We start from the raw sequence: 16,292 nt of genomic DNA on the forward strand, positions 1-16,292 counted from the left end.
CAGCCTCCGCTCGATTCGGGTTAAACCGCTATGCCGTCCGCCCGCTCCAGCGACAAGCCGCCGCTCGCCTCCTGGCACAACTGGCTGGCCAGCATGCCCAGGGTCATCAGCGCGCGTTCGGCCTCGCGGTTCCACGGGATGCCGCAGTTCAGCCGCACGCAATGGTTGAACTGCTCGGTGTTGCTGAAGATCAGCCCCGGTGCGATGGAGATGCCCTGCTGCAGCGCGCGCACATGCAGGTCCTTGGTGTTGACCCGTGCCGGCAGGCTGACCCAAAGAATGAAGCCGCCCTTGGGCCGGGTCATCTGCGTACCGACCGGAAAGTACTGCTGCACCGCCAGCTGGAAGGCGCTGAGGTTCTTGCGGTACTCCTGGCGGATATGCCGCAGGTGGCGGTCATAACCACCATTTTCCAGGTAGGCCGCCACGGCCATCTGGGTCACGCTGCACGCCGAATGGGTGGAGAAGGTCTGCAGGCGCTGGATCTCGTCCTGATACTTGCCGGCGACTATCCAGCCGATGCGCACGCCGGGCGAGAGGGTCTTGGAGAAGCTCGAGCAGTAGATCACCCGGCTGTCGCGATCGTGCGACTTGAGCGCCTTGGTCGGCCCCTGTTCGAACATCAGCTCGCCGTAGATATCGTCCTCGACGATCTGGAAATCGTAATCGCCGGCCAGGCGCAGCAACTGACGCTGGCGCTCCTCGGGAATGGTGCCGCCCAGCGGATTGGACAGCCGCGCGGTGAGCACCAGTGCCTTGATCGGCCACTGGTTGGCCGCCAGTTGCAGGGCTTCGAGGCTGATACCGGTGGTGGGGTCGCAGGGAATCTCGATCACCTTGAGTCCCAGCAGATCGGCCAGTTGCAGCAAGCCGTAATAGGTCGGCGACTCCACCGCGATCAGATCGCCCGGCTTGGTCAGCACGCGTAGGCTCATCTGCAGGGCGTCGACGCAGCCGTGGGTGATCACCACCTCGGACGGATCGACCACCACCCCGGCGTCGCGCATGCGGATCGCCACCTGCCGGCGCAGCGGCTCGAAGCCGGGGCTGAACATGTAGCTGAAGGCGCGCGGGCTGTGAAAACGGGTGACCTTGGCCAGTTGCTGGTGCAGCGCGCGCACCGGCAGGTAGTCGACGTGCGGCACCGCGGCGCCCAGCGGGAACACCCCCTCGCGGCGCGACTCGGTGAGCACCTGGTTGATGATGCTGCTGCGGGTGACCAGGCCGGGGCGCTCGACCCGCGCGATATCCGGGGTCGGCGCGGTCAGCGCCGGCGTCTGGTGCACGTAGAAGCCGGACTGCGGCCGCGCGCGGATCAGCCCCTGGTCTTCCAGATTGGCGTAGGCCTGCAGCACGGTGGCGTGGCTGACGTTGAGCTGCGCGCTCATCTTGCGCACCGACGGCACCCGCTCGCCCGGCTGGTAGACGCCCCGACGAATGTCCTCGGCCAACTGCTGGGCGATGCGCTGGTAGAGCAACAGATTGGTCATGGCCGTCTCCTTCGGGTCACTGGACCATAACAGTAGCCGATTTATGCACAAGTGTACTGGCACAGTTTAGAACAGTGTCGGCGATACAGTATCCGTGCTTCATCTGTATGCCCTATGTCCAGGTGATCGTGGCCAAACAGGTGCAGAAACGAAAAACCCCGGCCAAGCCGGGGTTCGTGTGCAGCCGGGCGGATCTAGCGTTCGGCGCCGAGCTGGCCGCGCTGGTCGGAGAAGACGATCTCCACCCGACGATTCTGCGCCCGGCCGCGCGCCGAGGCGTTCTCCGCCACCGGGAAGTCGACGCCGTAGCCGACCACCTGAATACGCTTGGCGTCGATGCCCAGGTCCACCAGCAGATCGGCCACGCTCTGCGCCCGCGCGCGCGACAGTTCGAGGTTCTCCTCGGCGCTGCCGGTGTTGTCGGTATAGCCCTCGATGCGCACCCGGCGCTGCGGGTTGATCTGCAGGAACTGCACCAGCTTGAGCACAGTGCGGTTGGCCGCCGGCTGCAGTTCGGCGCGCCCAGCGTCGAACAGCATGTCGCCCAGGGTCATCACCAGGCCGCGCTCGGTCTCGCTGGCGGCGAGGCTGACCATCTGCTCCTCCAGCCAGCCGTTATGCTGCTGCACGCTGAGCAGCTTGGCCTCGCGCAGGGTCAGCTGCAGGCGCTGACGCTCCAACTCGAGCTTGGCCACGCGCTCCTGGTTGAGGGCGATCTCGCTGTGCTGGCGGGCGATCTCGGCGTAACGCTGGCTGAGGTAGGCATAGTGACGCACGTCGGCGCCGCTGCCCCAATAGCTGGACAACCGCTCGGCACGGGCCAGCGATTCGCCCGCGCGAATCACGTCCTTGGGCGCCGCACGCAGCACGTTGGGATCTTCCTTGACCGTCTGGAAGCTGGCGCGCGCCGTCTCCAGGGCCTGGTCGCTGGCCGGCTGCTGAGCCGCGCAACCGCCCAGCAGGCTGGCCGCCAGCAACAGGGCGGCGATAGGCATCGAGCGATTCATCACATGGCCCCCAGTTGCTGGCGCAGACGGCCGATGCGCTGGTTCAGCTCGGCCAATTGCTCGCGCCCTTTGCCATTGAGGTGCTCGGCCTCGGCCAGGCGGGCGTCCAGTTCGGCCTGCTCGGCCAGCAGCCGGGCCTGCTTGTGGCGACCGTCCAGCAACGCGGCCTGAGCCTGGGCCAGCTTGTCTTCGGCCAGGCTCAACGGCGCCGATTGCTCGCGGGCCACGCCCAGGGCCTTGGCCTGGGCCAGTGCCTGTTCGGTCAGACGCAGTTGTTCGGTGGGCGCCGGATCGCTGGCACAGGCCATCAGGCCCAGCGCCAGCAACAGCGCGCAAAGGGGTCGATTGATCACGAGAGTTTCCTACTGATTGACGTCGCCGACCGGGTCGGGCTGCATCTGCTGGGCCTTCCACAGCTCCAGGTTGCGCTGCAGCAGCTGCTCGGGCAGGCCGGCGGCGACTAATTCTGTCATTTTCCGCGCCAGCTGTCCGCGCAGCCAGGGCTCGTTGCACGCCGAGTTATGCGACAGGGTGAGGAACAGACCTTCGCTGGAGATCGGCGGTTCCAGCACCTCCAAATCGTCGTCCATGCCCAGGGTTTCGGCCAGCGCCAGGCCCGGGTAGCGCTCGTAGAGCACGTAGTCGGTGCGCCCGAGCAGCAGCTTCTGGAACGCTTGGGTCAGGCTGGACACGCCTTCCAGGGTCAGGTGCTGCTTGGCGTAGGTATCGAACTGCTGGCCGAAGCTGTTGCCCACCAGGGTGTCGCCGGTACGACCCTGCAGATCGATCCAGCTGCCGTAGGGGAAACCTTCGCCCTTGCGCACCCAGACCACGCTGGGCGTGAAAAAGAACGCCGGGTGCACGTAGTCCATGTGTTCCAGACGCGGCAGGGTGAGGAAGGCGCCGGCGATCAGGTCGACCCGCCCGGTGCGCACCTCGTCCTGCGCCCGCGACCAGGGGCCGGTGTGGATCACGTCCACCACCAGACCGAGCTCCTTGGCCAGGTGCTTGAGCAGGTCGGCATTGGCGCCGATCAGCTGCTGCGGATTCTGCGGATCGCGCCACAGGTAGGGCGGATACTCGGGGTTGCCGGTCGCCACCAGGCGCTCGCACTTGCCCACCGCCAGGGCGGCTGCCGGCATCAGCGCCAGGGCGAGCCACAGCAGCAGGGACTTAAACAGACAACGCTTGGGCATTGGCTACTCTCGGTTCATGCGGTGATCGACTAAGGATGGCGGGCAAGCCCCGGAAACCGTCCGTGTTCATGCTAGCTTAATGGCGCCGCCATAATAATTCGCGATAAGGACGCGCCATGAAAAAACTGCTGTTCGGCCTGATGCTGCTGCTCGCCGCTGCTGCCGCGACGCTCTACTTCTTTCCGGCGACCCAGCTGGCCAGCCTGCGCCTGATCGAGCAGCAGCGTGCCGGGCTAAGCCACGAACAGCTGCGTGCCGGCGATCTTAACATCCATTACTACCAGGGAGGGCCGGCAAAGGGCGAAACCCTGGTGCTGATCCACGGCTTCGCCGCGGACAAGGATAACTGGCTGCGCTTTTCCCGCCACCTCACGGATCGCTACCGGGTGATCGCCCTCGACCTGCCCGGCTTCGGCGACAGCGACCGCCCCGTCGGCAGCTACGACGTCGGCACCCAGGCCGAACGCCTGGCGAGCATCCTCGACGCGCTGGGCATCGACCGCGCCCATCTGCTGGGCAACTCCATGGGCGGGCATATCGCCGCCCTCTTTGCCGCGCGCTACCCGCAGCGGGTGCGCTCGCTGGCGCTGCTGGACAATGCCGGGGTCGAGGCACCGAGCAAGAGCGAACTCTTCGAACTGCTCGAACGCGGCGCGCCCAACCCGCTGGTGGTGCGGCAGCCGCAAGACTTCCAGCGCCTGCTGCAGTTCGTCTTCGTCGAACCACCCTACCTGCCCGGGTCGCTCAAGCGCCACCTGGCCGAACGCTCGATGGCCAACCGCGAGCACCATGAGCGGGTATTCCAGCAATTGTACGAGCGCTATATCCCGTTGGAGCCGGAACTGCCAAAGATCCAGGCGCCGACGCTGCTGCTGTGGGGCGAGCAGGATCGCGTGCTGCATGTATCCAGCATCGAGGTGATGCGGCCGCTGCTGCGCCAGCCCAGCGTAGTGGTGATGCCGGGCGTCGGCCATGCGCCGATGCTGGAGCGGCCGCAGGAAAGCGCCCTACTCTACCGGCGTTTTCTCGAGGGGCTGACGTCGCCGTGAGTCATTCAACCCGCAATGGTGCGCGCGGCACACCCTACGAGGCCCCTCGCACTTGACCGATCGCCAATAAAAAACCCGCTCCAAGGAGCGGGTTTTTTCGCAGCGGAGAAAGCGGCTTAGACCAGCTTTTCCAGCTCCGGCACGGCTTCGAACAGGTCGGCGACCAGGCCGTAGTCGGCCACCTGGAAGATCGGCGCCTCTTCGTCCTTGTTGATCGCGACGATCACCTTGGAGTCCTTCATACCCGCCAGGTGCTGGATTGCGCCGGAGATACCGACGGCGATGTACAGCTGCGGCGCGACGATCTTGCCGGTCTGACCGACCTGCATGTCGTTCGGCACGAAGCCGGCGTCGACCGCGGCGCGCGAGGCGCCGACGGCGGCGCCGAGCTTGTCGGCCAGCGCGTAGAGGTGCTTGAAGTTGTCGCCATTGCCCATGCCACGGCCGCCGGAAACGACGATCTTGGCAGCGGTCAGTTCCGGACGGTCGGACTTGGCCAGTTCTTCGCCAACGAAGGCGGACTTGCCGGCGTCAGCCGGGCCGGAAACCGCTTCAACGGCGGCGCTGCCGCCTTCGGCGGCAACGGCGTCGAAACCGGTGCTGCGCACGGTGATCACCTTGACGGCAGCCGAGGACTGCACGGTGGCGATGGCGTTGCCGGCGTAGATCGGACGCTTGAAGGTGTCGGCGCTCTCGACGGCGATGATCTCGGAGATCTGGTCGACGTCCAGGGCGGCGGCGACGCGCGGCAGGATGTTCTTGCCGTTGCTGGTGGCGGCAGCCAGGACGTGGCTGTAGCTTTTGCCCAGCTCGGCTACCAGCGGCGCAACGTTTTCCGGCAGCTGATGGGCATAGGCGGCGTTGTCGGCCACCAGCACCTTGGCTACGCCGGCGATCTTGGCAGCGGCTTCGGCAGCAGCGCCACAGGCGCTACCGGCAACCAGTACGTGGATGTCGCCACCGATCTTGGCGGCAGCGGCAACGGTGTTCAGGGTCGCGGCAGCCAGGGCGGCATTGGTGTGTTCAGCGATAACCAGGATAGTCATTTAGATTACCTTCGCCTCGTTCTTCAGTTTCTCGACCAGTTCAGCCACGGACTTGACCTTGATGCCAGCGCTGCGAGCAGCCGGCGCTTCGACTTTCAGGGTCTTGACGGTGGAGGCGGTGGAAACGCCCAGAGCGTCCGGGGTAACGGTTTCCAGCGGCTTCTTCTTGGCCTTCATGATGTTCGGCAGCGACGCATAGCGCGGCTCGTTCAGGCGCAGGTCGGTGGTGACGATCGCCGGCAGGTTCAGCGCAACGGTCTGCAGACCGCCATCGATCTCACGGGTAACGTTGACCTTGTCGCCAGCCACCTCGACCTTGGAGGCGAAGGTGCCCTGGCCGAAACCGGTCAGCGCGCCGAGCATCTGGCCGGTCTGGTTGTTGTCGCTGTCGATGGCCTGCTTGCCCATGATCACCAGCTGCGGCTGCTCCTGGTCGACCACTGCCTTGAGCAGCTTGGCCACGGCCAGGGAGTTCAGCTCGTCGTTGGACTCGACCAGGATGGCGCGGTCGGCACCGAGGGCCAGCGCGGTGCGCAGCTGCTCCTGAGCGGTGGCCGGGCCGATGGAGACGACGACGATCTCGCTCGCCACGCCCTTTTCCTTCAGGCGTACGGCTTCTTCCACGGCGATCTCGCAGAAGGGGTTCATCGACATCTTGACGTTGGCGAGGTCGACGCCGCTGTTGTCCGCCTTGACGCGAACCTTGACGTTGTAGTCAACCACTCGTTTGACAGCTACAAGAACCTTCATGGATTCCTCGTTACTCTCCGGTGAATAAGAATGTCGCCAAGGCGAGCCTGGCCGGTGATGCAAAATCGGCCGGAACCGACCTTTCAGCCCAGACGGCGAGCGCAAAACCGCCCGTATCTTGACCCCGCGGCCTGGCTCGGTCAATACAGCGAACCGGCCGGTCATCCGCGATGTAGTAGGATTCTAACAGGCCTACAGAAAATTCAAACAAACGTTTGTATTGGCCCGTTGGGAGGGTGTAGATATAATGCGCCCGCATCGCTTAGGGACCGAGCCGCGCCCTCCAACATAAAATATCGAAGAGCCTTGAGTAGGAGATAGCCTGTGGAACGCGAATTTATGGAGTTCGACGTCGTCATCGTCGGCGCCGGCCCGTCCGGCCTGTCCGCCGCCTGCCGACTGAAGCAGAAAGCCGCCGAAGCGGGCCAGGAGATCAGCGTCTGCGTGGTCGAGAAAGGCTCCGAAGTCGGCGCTCATATCCTCTCTGGTGCGGTGTTCGAGCCGCGCGCCCTGAACGAACTCTTCCCCGACTGGAAAGAGCTCGGCGCCCCGCTCAATACCCCGGTCAAGCGCGACGACATCTACCTGCTGCGCGACGCCGACAAGGCTACCCGAATTCCCGACTTCTTTGTGCCGAAAACCATGCACAACGAAGGCAACTACATCATTTCCCTGGGCAACCTGTGCCGCTGGCTGGCCCAGCAGGCGGAAAACCTCGGCGTGGAGGTCTATCCCGGCTTCGCCGCCCAGGAAGCGCTGATCGACGACAATGGCGTGGTGCGCGGCATCGTCACCGGCGACCTGGGCGTCGACCGCGAAGGCAACCCCAAGGAAGGCTACTACACCCCGGGCATGGAACTGCGCGGCAAGTACACCCTGTTCGCCGAAGGCTGCCGTGGCCATATCGGCAAGCAGCTGATCAACAAGTACAAGCTCGACAGCGAAGCCGACGCCCAGCACTACGGCATCGGCATCAAGGAAATCTGGGACATCGACCCGGCCAAGCACGAGCAGGGCCTGGTGGTGCACACCGCCGGCTGGCCGATGGACATCATGGGCACCGAGAACACCGGTGGCTCCTTCCTCTATCACCTGGAGAACAACCAGGTGGTGGTCGGTCTGATCATCGACCTGTCCTACGCCAACCCGCACCTGTCGCCGTTCGACGAATTCCAGCGCTACAAGCACCATCCGGTAATCGCCCAGTACCTGGAAGGCGGCAAGCGCGTGGCCTACGGCGCTCGCGCCATCTGCAAGGGCGGCCTCAATTCGCTGCCGAAGATGGTCTTCCCCGGCGGCGCGCTGATCGGCTGCGACCTCGGCACCCTGAACTTCGCCAAGATCAAGGGCAGCCACACTGCGATGAAGTCCGGCATGCTCGCGGCGGACGCCGTGGCCCAGGCCCTGCTCGGCGGCGGCGCAGGCGGCGACGAGCTGAACGGCTATGTCGAAGGCTTCAAGGCCAGCTGGCTATACGACGAACTGTTCCGCAGCCGCAACTTCGGCGCGGCCATCCACAAGTACGGCGCCATCGTCGGCGGCGGCATCAACTGGCTGGACCAGAACGTCTTCGGCGGCAAGGCGCCCTTCACCCTGCACGATAACAAGCCGGACTACGCCTGCCTGAAGCCGGCCGCCGCGTGCGCGAAGATCGCCTACCCGAAACCGGACGGCAAACTGAGCTTCGACAAACTGAGTTCGGTGTTCCTCTCCAACACCAACCACGAAGAAGAGCAGCCCTGCCACCTCAAGCTCAGCGACCCGAGCATCCCGCTGGCGAAGAACCTGCCGCTGTACGACGAACCGGCGCAGCGCTACTGCCCGGCCGGCGTGTACGAGGTGGTGACCCAGGAAGACGGCGAGAAGCGCTTCCAGATCAACGCGCAGAACTGCGTGCACTGCAAGACCTGCGATATCAAGGACCCGGCGCAGAACATCACCTGGGTCGCGCCGGAAGGCACAGGCGGGCCGAACTACCCCAACATGTAGTTCGTCTGTCCATGCAAAAGGGCTCCCGCGGGAGCCCTTTTGTTTATCTACCAGTTGGTATCAGCGGTCTTCGTGACGCTGGTGCTTGAAGAACACGCCATTGTCGCCGAAGGCCGAGGCGACGAAGGCCGAGGTCAGCTGCAGTTCGCCGATCTTGCGCGCGCTGGCACGGCGCTGGTTGGCGTAGTTGCGGCTGATCGACGGCAGGATCGAGGTCTTGATCTCCATCGAGGTGGCGTAGACGTCGTACAGCTTGGTGCCCTCCGCCAGGCTCAGCAGATCCTCGCGAAAATCGTGCGGGGTGGCGGCGAAGCGGTTCTTCACCTCGGCGCGCGGCACGAAGTAGATCTGCGTCGGCGCCTTGGCCTGGCTCACCGCCGTGCCGTCCTGGGCGACCTCGGCCATGTCCTCCAGGCGCAGCAGGGTCGGCTTGGCGCTGACGCTGGCAAACAGAATGGTAGTGCCCAGGGTGTCGTTGGCTTCCGGCAGCACGTACTGCGACAGCTCGTTGGCGAAGAAGTCGTGATTGCCGCCCTGCCCGCTCAGGGTGTAGAGCGCCGAGACGTTCTGCGACGGCTGGCCGTCGACGAAGGCCTTCCACGCCAGCCCCGGGGCGAAGCCGCGATCCTCCGGCGCACCGGTCAGCGACAGGCGCAACAGGCCGCTGTCGGCACCCTGGAACAGGCCGCTGTAGCCGTTGTTCGGCACCGGCACGAAACGCACCTTGGCCATTGCGCCATGGGCATGGATGGGTTTCTGGTAGCCGGGCGGCGCCACGTCGCTGCGTTCGCGCACCTTCTTCCACAGGATCGAGCCGATCAGTCCGCCGACGTCCACCGGCTGCAACGCCGGCAGTTGGCCCGCGGGATACTGACTGCGCAACGCGCCGTTGACCCAGAGGTTCTCCAGCTTGTTGGCCGCCGGCCAGTTCTCGTAATCCTCGGGGATGTTCAGGCCCCAGGGCTTGAAGGCGTTTTCCACGCCGACCAGGCTGCTCAGCAACTGCGGGTTATGCCGCCGCAGCACGTCGACCATGCTGGTGTGCTCGACCCAGTCGATGCCTTCCTGGGTGTAGACCTCGGGGCGGTAGTCCTTGGTGAAGAAGCGGTCGGCCATCAGCCGCCGCGAGGCGTTCATGATGAAGATCTGGAACGCCGTCTCGCCGAAGGCGAAGCCGTCGGGGCGCACGGTCTCGGCCAGTTGGCCGACCAGGGTGTCGATCTGCTCGATATCGTTGCCATACAGGCGCTTGAGCTGCGCCAGGGTGGCGGCGTCCTTGGTCAGATCCTCGAACTTGGTGATCGGGTTGAGGCCGATCTGCCGGCGGAACTCGTTGTAGCGCGGCACGCCGCGCTCGCGGTCGCGCAGCACGTCGATGGCGGCCAGGTCGATATTGCCCACCAGCGGCATCGACAGGTTGCGCAGGAAGTTCGGGTAGTTGTGGAGGGTCAGCGAGCCCGGGTTGGTGATGCCGAAGGAGTACCACAGGCGGTCGGCGCGCTCGCTGGCGAGCAGCTGCTCGGCGTCGCGGTCGCGGGTGTGCTGGATCGGAATGCGCCGCGACACCAGGTTCGAACCGATGTCGTAGACCTGCACGTCGTCGCGCATCAGCGGGTGCATGCGGTACACCGCGACGAATTCCTCGGTGAGGGTGAAGGGCACGCCGTAGTTGTTCGGCGCGGTGGTGCCGACGATGCCGCCGAGGGCGTGGTCGAGCGCCGAGTTACCGACGCCCGGGGCGACATTGGGGTCGAAGCCGAGGATGCGCTTGACGAAGGAGTCGGAGCGCGCCAGGTCCTGCTGCAACTGACGCACCTCGGCCTGGTAGTCGTCGCGCGGGCCGCCCTGGCCGAGCAGCCCCCACCAGTTGGCGTACATCGCGCGCTCGGTGATCGGGTTGGCGATCACCGCCGGGGTCCATTCGACGGTGTGGATCTTGGCCATCAGCGCCGAGTTGATCAGCCGCGCGCGATCGTACAGCCACTGGTCGCTCTGGTTCGGGTAGGCCTGCTGCAGGCGCCGGGCGATGGCGTTGTGCTCGAGGGTGAACAGTTGGTGCAGCATGCTCAGGCCCAGCCACCAGTTTTCGTTGAAGCCGGTGACCGGCTTGCCGCTGAGCAGTTCGCTGGGCAGGCTGCCGTCCGGGTTGACCTTGAGCCGGCCGCCCTCGAAGGCGCGCACCTTGTCGTTGACCGCGGTGCTGCTGCCGTACAGCTGCGAGCCGTCCCACCAGTGGGTGTTGTGGTTGCGATAGGTCTGCGGCTTGGCCGACTCACCGGCGCTGCGGCTCGGATCGGGCTGGGTACGACGCACCGACATGCTGCCGCTGCCGAGCACGTCGCCGGCAGGCAAAGGGAACTGGATGGGATCGGCCTCGGCGTTGGGGCCGTGATCGAACCAGTCGTGGACCATGAACTGAATCCAGGCGGCGGCGATGAAGTTCAGGCTCGGCGCCGGCTTGAACTCCTCGCGCGCCATCAGGCTGTTGCTCACGTCGCGCGGGTTGGGCGTCAGCAGCGTGGCGGTCTCGCCGTGGGTCACCGCCGGGTCGACGTTGCGCCCGAAACGCCGGTACACCGAGCCCTCGGCCGGGTTGTCGAGGATGTTGCAGGTGCCGTCCTCGGTGCGCGCCGTCAGGCTGCGGGCGTCGCAGACGATCTGCGGGTTGTAGCGACTGTAGTCCTCGACGTCGAAGAGGTTGTTCTCGAACAGTGCCTGGCGTTCGACCGCCAGCACCAGCAGGCCCGAGACGACGCCCAGTGTTCCCAGCTTGGTCAAGGCTGGCCAGGTGACCCATACCGACATAGCGATATCTCCCATTCTTGTTGTTGTCCGCGCCGAGCGCAGGCCGCTGCAGTGCGGCATCGCGGAGCCTAACGGGAGTCGCCTCGCCCTCCCCCCCTTCCCCGGGAGGGGGGAGCCTCGGAAAATGGCCGGCGCCGGGCCGAACGGCCTCAATCCCCGGCCAGCGGCCGCACCTTGAGGATCGCCTGGGTGCGGCTGCTGACGTCGAGCTTGGCGTAGATATTCTTCAGGTGCCATTTGGTGGTGGACAGGGCGATGCCGGTGCGGTCGCTGATCTGCTGGTTGGACAGCCCCGCCACCAGGCATTCGACGATCTCCACCTCCTTGTCGGTCAGCCGCTCCGGCAGCGCCTCGACCTCGCTGGACAACTGCCGATCGCGCGGAAAGAACTCGCCGTAGGAGTCGCGGTAGCGCTCGGGGATGGCCAGTTGGCCGGCGCGCACCAGGCCCAGTACCTGGCTGGCGAAGCCCGGCGCCTCGTCGAACACCGAGCGGCCGATGTTGACGATGCCGTAGTCCTCCACCAGTTGCCGCAGCGCCGCCAGTTGCAGGCGGCGCGGCTGCTCGGCGGCGCCTAGGGCCAGCAGCAGGGCTTCGGCGACCAGCGCCCGGGCGCGCATCTCGCTGCGCCGCAGCGCCTGCACCAGCACACGCAACAGGCGCAGCGCCCGGCCCTGGGCGCCGCGCCCGCACAGCCAGTAGACGCAGGCCAGGCCCAGGCGCTCCCAGGCCTCGTCGTAGTCACGCACCTGCGCCCAGTCGCCGCGCTCCAGGCGCTCGCCCAGGCGATAGCGCTGCGCCAGGTTCTCCAGCCTCGCCTGGCGGCCGTCGACATAGGCCTGGCGCATCGCCTCCTGGGCCAGCTGGCCGTCGAAGCGCGCATAGCGACCCAGGCTGAGAATGCCGCCGAGGCGCTCCAGCAGGCGATTGGCGCCGGCCGTCTGGCCGCGCCGGTGCAGCAGGCGGGCGAGGATGATGTGCACCGTGGCGATGGCCTCGGTAGCGGACGAGGCGTTGAGGCTGGCGATCAGGTCTTCGCTGAGCTGCTGCGCCTGGCCCAGCTGGTTCTGCTCGTACAGCGCCACCACCATCGCCGTGGCGCGATTGACCCAGGCCGGTGCCTGGCGCTCGGTGCGCTGGTAGTCGGCGCAGACCACCTTGCGCGCGCTGGTGGCGCGCCCGGCATGGCGCTCGCCCAGGGCGATGATCAGGTCGGCGTAGCTCTCCAGAAAACCCTGGCCACCCTGCGCCAGCAGCGCCTTGGCCTGGCCGGCCTGGCGCAGGGCCTGGCGCAGCTGACCGCCGAGCAGGTCACGATAGGCCAGCATGCACAGCGCCATGGCGCGCGCCTCGAGCGGCGTCTGCGCGGCGCTCAGGCGCTGCCAGAGCGCGTCGGCGCCGTCCAGGCGCTCTTCCTGGAACAGCAGCAACTGCTGCTCGAGAAACTCCCGGCTCAGCTCGTCCAGCGGCGTCTGTTCGAGGTGGTAGCGCGCCTGGTGGAAACGCCGCGACAGGGTCAGCGCCGCGATCAACAGCTTGCCCAGGCCCGGCTCGGCCTGCAGCTCGGCCTCCTGCAAAAGCTCCAGCCACTTGAGCATCTCGCCGAACTGACCGGCCGCCAGCCAGCTGGCGCAGGCCTGCTGCAGGGTCGCCCGCAGCAGCGCCCGGTCGCCGCTACGCAGGGCATGCTGGGCGCCCTGCTCGTACTCGCCCAGCGCCAGGAAATGCCGGCAGGCGCGCCGATGCAGCTCGCCGATCAGCAGCGGCCGCTCGACCTGCAGGCGGCGGGCGAGGAAATCGTGCAGCAGCGCGTGGTAGCGGAACCACCCCGGCGCCACCGGCAGCATGAACAGCTGGCGCGCCGCCAACTGCTCCAGCAGCAACGCCGAACCGCTGCGCTGCAGGACGCGGTCGCAGGCCTCGCCGTCGAAACGCTCGAAGATCGCGCTGCAGAGGAAGAAGTCGCGCAGCTCCGGCGACAGCTGGCGCAGCACCACGTGACCGAAGTAGTCGACGATGTCCGGCTGGCCGCCGTCGAAACGCTCCAACGCGCGCACGCCGTAGCGGGCGTAGGCCAGCAGGGCCACCTTGATGCCGCCCAGCCAGCCCTCGGTCATCGCCAGCAGGCTGGCGACGTAATCGTCGCTCAGCTCGCCGCCGCCCAGGTAGGCATTGAGCTGGCGCACCTGCGCCGCATCCAGGCGCAGGTCGTGCTGGTCGAGGCAATGCAGGCGCCCGCCCAGCTTGAGCTGGGCCAGGCCGAAGGCGGGTTGGTTGCGGCTGGCGATCAGCCAGTGGACGTTGCCCGGCGGGCGCTCCAGCAGCGCCTGGAGCACCGCGACTATGGCCGGCGAATCGATGTACTGGAAGTCGTCGAGGAGGATGAACAGCTCCTCCGGCACACGCGCCAGCGCCTCGCCCAGGGCCTCGCCGACGCAATCGGGCGCCTGCTGCATGGGCAGCTCCAGCGGGTCGAACCAGGACGTGTCGAAGGCCGGCTGACAGGCGCGCAAGGCTTCGATCAGGCGACGGAAGAAGCGCTGCGGCTGGTTGTCGCGCGCCTGCAGGCCGATATGCGCCAGACAGCTGGGCCCGCACAAACGGCGCCAGTGCTCGAGCAGGGTCGACTTACCGGCGCCGGCGGGCGCCAGCAACAGGGTCAGGGGCAGTTGCCGGCAACGCTCGAGACGCTGCAGCAGGTCGTGGCGCACCACGCCCTCGACGGACGCGACGGGCCCTTCGCGGCTGGCCATGGGCGAACACCTCAGGCTTGTCGTTATTGTTGTTCGGCGCACGCACCGCGGCGCAGCCGGGCCTGGATGATAGCCAAGGCGCCGCGGCGAAAAAGCGAAGGGATCGGGAGCTTCGGCGCAACCCACCGAAGGATAGGGGTGTCAGTTCTGGTAGATCATCTTGCGGCTCATGCCGCCGTCGACCACGAATTCCTGGCCGGTGACGAAGCCGGCGGCATCGGACAGCAGCCAGGCGACCTGGGCGGCGACATCCTCCACCGTGCCGACCCGACCGACCGGGTGCTGTGCGTGATCGAACACCGACAGCGGCTCGCGGCGCTGCTGCGAGGGGTCGCGGGCATCGATCCAGCCGGGGCTGACGCAATTGACCCGCACCTCCGGGCCGAGGCTGACGGCCAGCGCGTGGGTCAGCGCGAGCAGGCCGCCCTTGCTCGCCGCATAGGCCTCGCAGTTGGCCTCGGACTGGCTGGCGCGGGTCGAGGCGATATTGACGATGGCGCCGCGATGCCCGCGCAGGTAAGGCGCGCAATGCTTGGCCAGGAGCATGGCGCCGGTCAGGTTGACCGCCAGCAGGCGATTCCAGCGCCTGAGGTCGAGCGCCTCCAGCGGCGGGTTGTGCGGGTCGGCGATGGCGGCGTTACACACCAGCGCGTCGAGGCGGCCGAACTGGCCGAGCACCTCGGCCACGCCGACGCTGACCTGATCCTCCTTGGCCACGTCCATGGCGACGAACCAGGCGTTGTCGCCCAGGGCGCGTGCCACCTTCGCGCCACGCTCGCGGTCGACGTCGGCCAGCACCACCTGCCAGCCCTCGGTGATCAGCCAGGCTGCGATGCCCAGGCCGATGCCGCGGGCCGCGCCGCTGACCAGCGCGACCCGGCCATTACTCGGCGCGGTGCCGCTGCCCCACTCCAGCATGCTCAGAGCGCGGCCAGGCCGCGCGCCAGATCGGCCTTGAGGTCGGCCAGGTCTTCCAGGCCCACGGCGACGCGGATCAGGCTGTCGCGAATGCCGGCATTGGCCCGCTCCTGCGGGGTCAGGCGGCCGTGCGAAGTGGTCGCCGGGTGGGCGATGGTGGTCTTGGTGTCGCCCAGGTTGGTGGTGATGGAGATCACCCGAGTGGCGTCGATCACCTTCCAGGCGGCGTCGCGACCGCCCGCCACCTCGAAGCTGAGCACCGCACCGAAGGCGCTCTGCTGCTTTTTCGCCAGCTCGTGCTGCGGATGGCTGGGCAGACCGGCGTAGTAGACCCGCTCGACCTGCGGTTGCTGCTCCAGCCACAGGGCCAGCTGCAGGGCGCTGTCGCTCTGCGCCTGCATGCGGATGCGCAGGGTTTCCAGGCCCTTGAGGAACAACCAGGCATTGAACGGACTCAAGGTCGGGCCGGCGGTACGCAGAAAGCCCACCACTTCCTTCATCTGCTCGGCGCGGCCGGCCACCACGCCACCGAGGCCACGGCCCTGGCCGTCGATGTACTTGGTCGCCGAGTGCATGACGATATCGGCGCCCAGCGCCAGCGGCTGCTGCAGCGCCGGGGTGCAGAAGCAGTTGTCCACCGCCAGCAGCGCGCCACGGGCGTGGGCGATCTCGGCCAGGGCGGCGATATCCACCAGCTCGGCCAGCGGGTTGGAGGGCGACTCGACGAACAGCAGCTTGGTGTTGGCCTTGAACGCCGCCTGCCAGGCATCCAGGTCGGCCAGCGGCACGTAGTCGACCTCGACGCCGAAGCGCTTGAGGTACTTCTCGAACAGACTGATGGTGGAACCGAACACGCTGCGCGAGACCAGCACATGGTCGCCGCCGCTGCACAGGCTCATGACGATGGCGAGGATCGCCGACATGCCCGACGCGGTGGCCACCGCCTGTTCGGCGCCTTCCAGGGCGGCGATGCGCTCCTCGAAGGTGCGCACGGTGGGGTTGGTGTAGCGCGAGTAGACGTTGCCCGGCACCTCGCCGGCAAAGCGGGCGGCGGCATCGGCGGCGGTGCGGAACACGTAGCTGGAGGTGAGGAACAGCGCCTCGCCGTGCTCGCCCTCGGGCGAGCGGCGCTGGCCGGCGCGCACCGCCAGGGTGTCGAAGCCTACGCCGTCGAGATCGCTATCGAGCCTGCCGGCTTCCCATTCCAGTGTCATATCGCTACCTCACGCAATGTAGCCCGGATGCAATCCGGGAAATCCTCTGTGATATCCCCCGGATTGCATCCGGGC

12 protein-coding genes are annotated in these 16,292 nt (G+C 66.8%); 2 read left to right on the forward strand and 10 right to left on the reverse strand.

Features of this window, described 5'->3' with window-relative positions:
- Positions 1-20: 20 nt before the first annotated feature.
- The 4 genes from ACIGKL_RS21350 to ACIGKL_RS21365 all read right to left on the reverse strand — a co-directional run bounded on the left by ACIGKL_RS21350 (position 21) and on the right by ACIGKL_RS21365 (position 3,693).
- Complete coding sequence (locus ACIGKL_RS21350) at positions 21-1,490, reverse strand: PLP-dependent aminotransferase family protein (protein WP_397488433.1); 1,470 nt, start codon at positions 1,488-1,490, stop codon at positions 21-23.
- Between the two features lie 194 nt (positions 1,491-1,684).
- Positions 1,685-2,497: an OmpA family protein gene (locus ACIGKL_RS21355; RefSeq protein ID WP_397488434.1), complete on the reverse strand. Its 813-nt coding sequence runs from the start codon at positions 2,495-2,497 to the stop codon at positions 1,685-1,687.
- On the reverse strand, positions 2,497-2,850 hold the full coding sequence (locus ACIGKL_RS21360) for a DUF4398 domain-containing protein (protein ID WP_397488435.1): 354 nt from the start codon (positions 2,848-2,850) through the stop codon (positions 2,497-2,499). Before ACIGKL_RS21360 ends, ACIGKL_RS21355 begins: the two co-directional genes overlap by 1 nt.
- Before the next feature lie 9 nt (positions 2,851-2,859).
- A complete protein-coding gene (locus tag ACIGKL_RS21365) occupies positions 2,860-3,693 on the reverse strand; it encodes a substrate-binding periplasmic protein (protein WP_397488436.1) in 834 nt (277 codons plus the stop codon).
- A 116-nt stretch (positions 3,694-3,809) separates the two neighbouring features.
- Here ACIGKL_RS21365 and ACIGKL_RS21370 point away from each other — a divergent pair, with 116 nt between their 5' ends.
- The gene (locus ACIGKL_RS21370) at positions 3,810-4,742 is read left to right on the forward strand and encodes an alpha/beta fold hydrolase (RefSeq protein ID WP_397488437.1); all 933 of its coding nucleotides are present in this window, start codon (positions 3,810-3,812) and stop codon (positions 4,740-4,742) included.
- Between the two features lie 116 nt (positions 4,743-4,858).
- Here ACIGKL_RS21370 and ACIGKL_RS21375 read toward each other — a convergent pair whose 3' ends face one another.
- Together ACIGKL_RS21375 and ACIGKL_RS21380 are read right to left on the reverse strand one after the other, a co-directional pair.
- Positions 4,859-5,788: an electron transfer flavoprotein subunit alpha/FixB family protein gene (locus tag ACIGKL_RS21375; RefSeq protein WP_397488438.1), complete on the reverse strand. Its 930-nt coding sequence runs from the start codon at positions 5,786-5,788 to the stop codon at positions 4,859-4,861.
- Positions 5,789-6,538, reverse strand: coding sequence for an electron transfer flavoprotein subunit beta/FixA family protein (locus ACIGKL_RS21380; protein WP_397488439.1), 750 nt, complete (start codon positions 6,536-6,538; stop codon positions 5,789-5,791).
- A 324-nt stretch (positions 6,539-6,862) separates the two neighbouring features.
- Between ACIGKL_RS21380 and ACIGKL_RS21385 the strand changes: the two genes are divergently transcribed.
- Complete coding sequence (locus ACIGKL_RS21385) at positions 6,863-8,527, forward strand: electron transfer flavoprotein-ubiquinone oxidoreductase (RefSeq protein WP_397488440.1); 1,665 nt, start codon at positions 6,863-6,865, stop codon at positions 8,525-8,527.
- A 60-nt stretch (positions 8,528-8,587) separates the two neighbouring features.
- On the opposite strand, the gene ACIGKL_RS21390 is transcribed toward ACIGKL_RS21385, so the two are convergent.
- The 4 genes from ACIGKL_RS21390 to ACIGKL_RS21405 all read right to left on the reverse strand — a co-directional run bounded on the left by ACIGKL_RS21390 (position 8,588) and on the right by ACIGKL_RS21405 (position 16,217).
- Complete coding sequence (locus tag ACIGKL_RS21390; RefSeq protein WP_397488441.1) at positions 8,588-11,332, reverse strand: peroxidase family protein; 2,745 nt, start codon at positions 11,330-11,332, stop codon at positions 8,588-8,590.
- 149 nt (positions 11,333-11,481) lie between these two features.
- Positions 11,482-14,085, reverse strand: coding sequence for a LuxR C-terminal-related transcriptional regulator (locus ACIGKL_RS21395; RefSeq protein ID WP_397488442.1), 2,604 nt, complete (start codon positions 14,083-14,085; stop codon positions 11,482-11,484).
- Between the two features lie 141 nt (positions 14,086-14,226).
- Positions 14,227-15,003: an SDR family oxidoreductase gene (locus ACIGKL_RS21400; RefSeq protein ID WP_397488443.1), complete on the reverse strand. Its 777-nt coding sequence runs from the start codon at positions 15,001-15,003 to the stop codon at positions 14,227-14,229.
- Between the two features lie 2 nt (positions 15,004-15,005).
- Entirely contained in the window at positions 15,006-16,217 is a 1,212-nt protein-coding gene (locus ACIGKL_RS21405) for an O-succinylhomoserine sulfhydrylase (RefSeq protein ID WP_397488444.1), read from the reverse strand.
- Between the last annotated feature and the right edge of the window lie 75 nt (positions 16,218-16,292).

Source organism: Pseudomonas sp. NPDC077186 (assembly GCF_044543505.1).
Taxonomy (GTDB): domain Bacteria; phylum Pseudomonadota; class Gammaproteobacteria; order Pseudomonadales; family Pseudomonadaceae; genus Aquipseudomonas.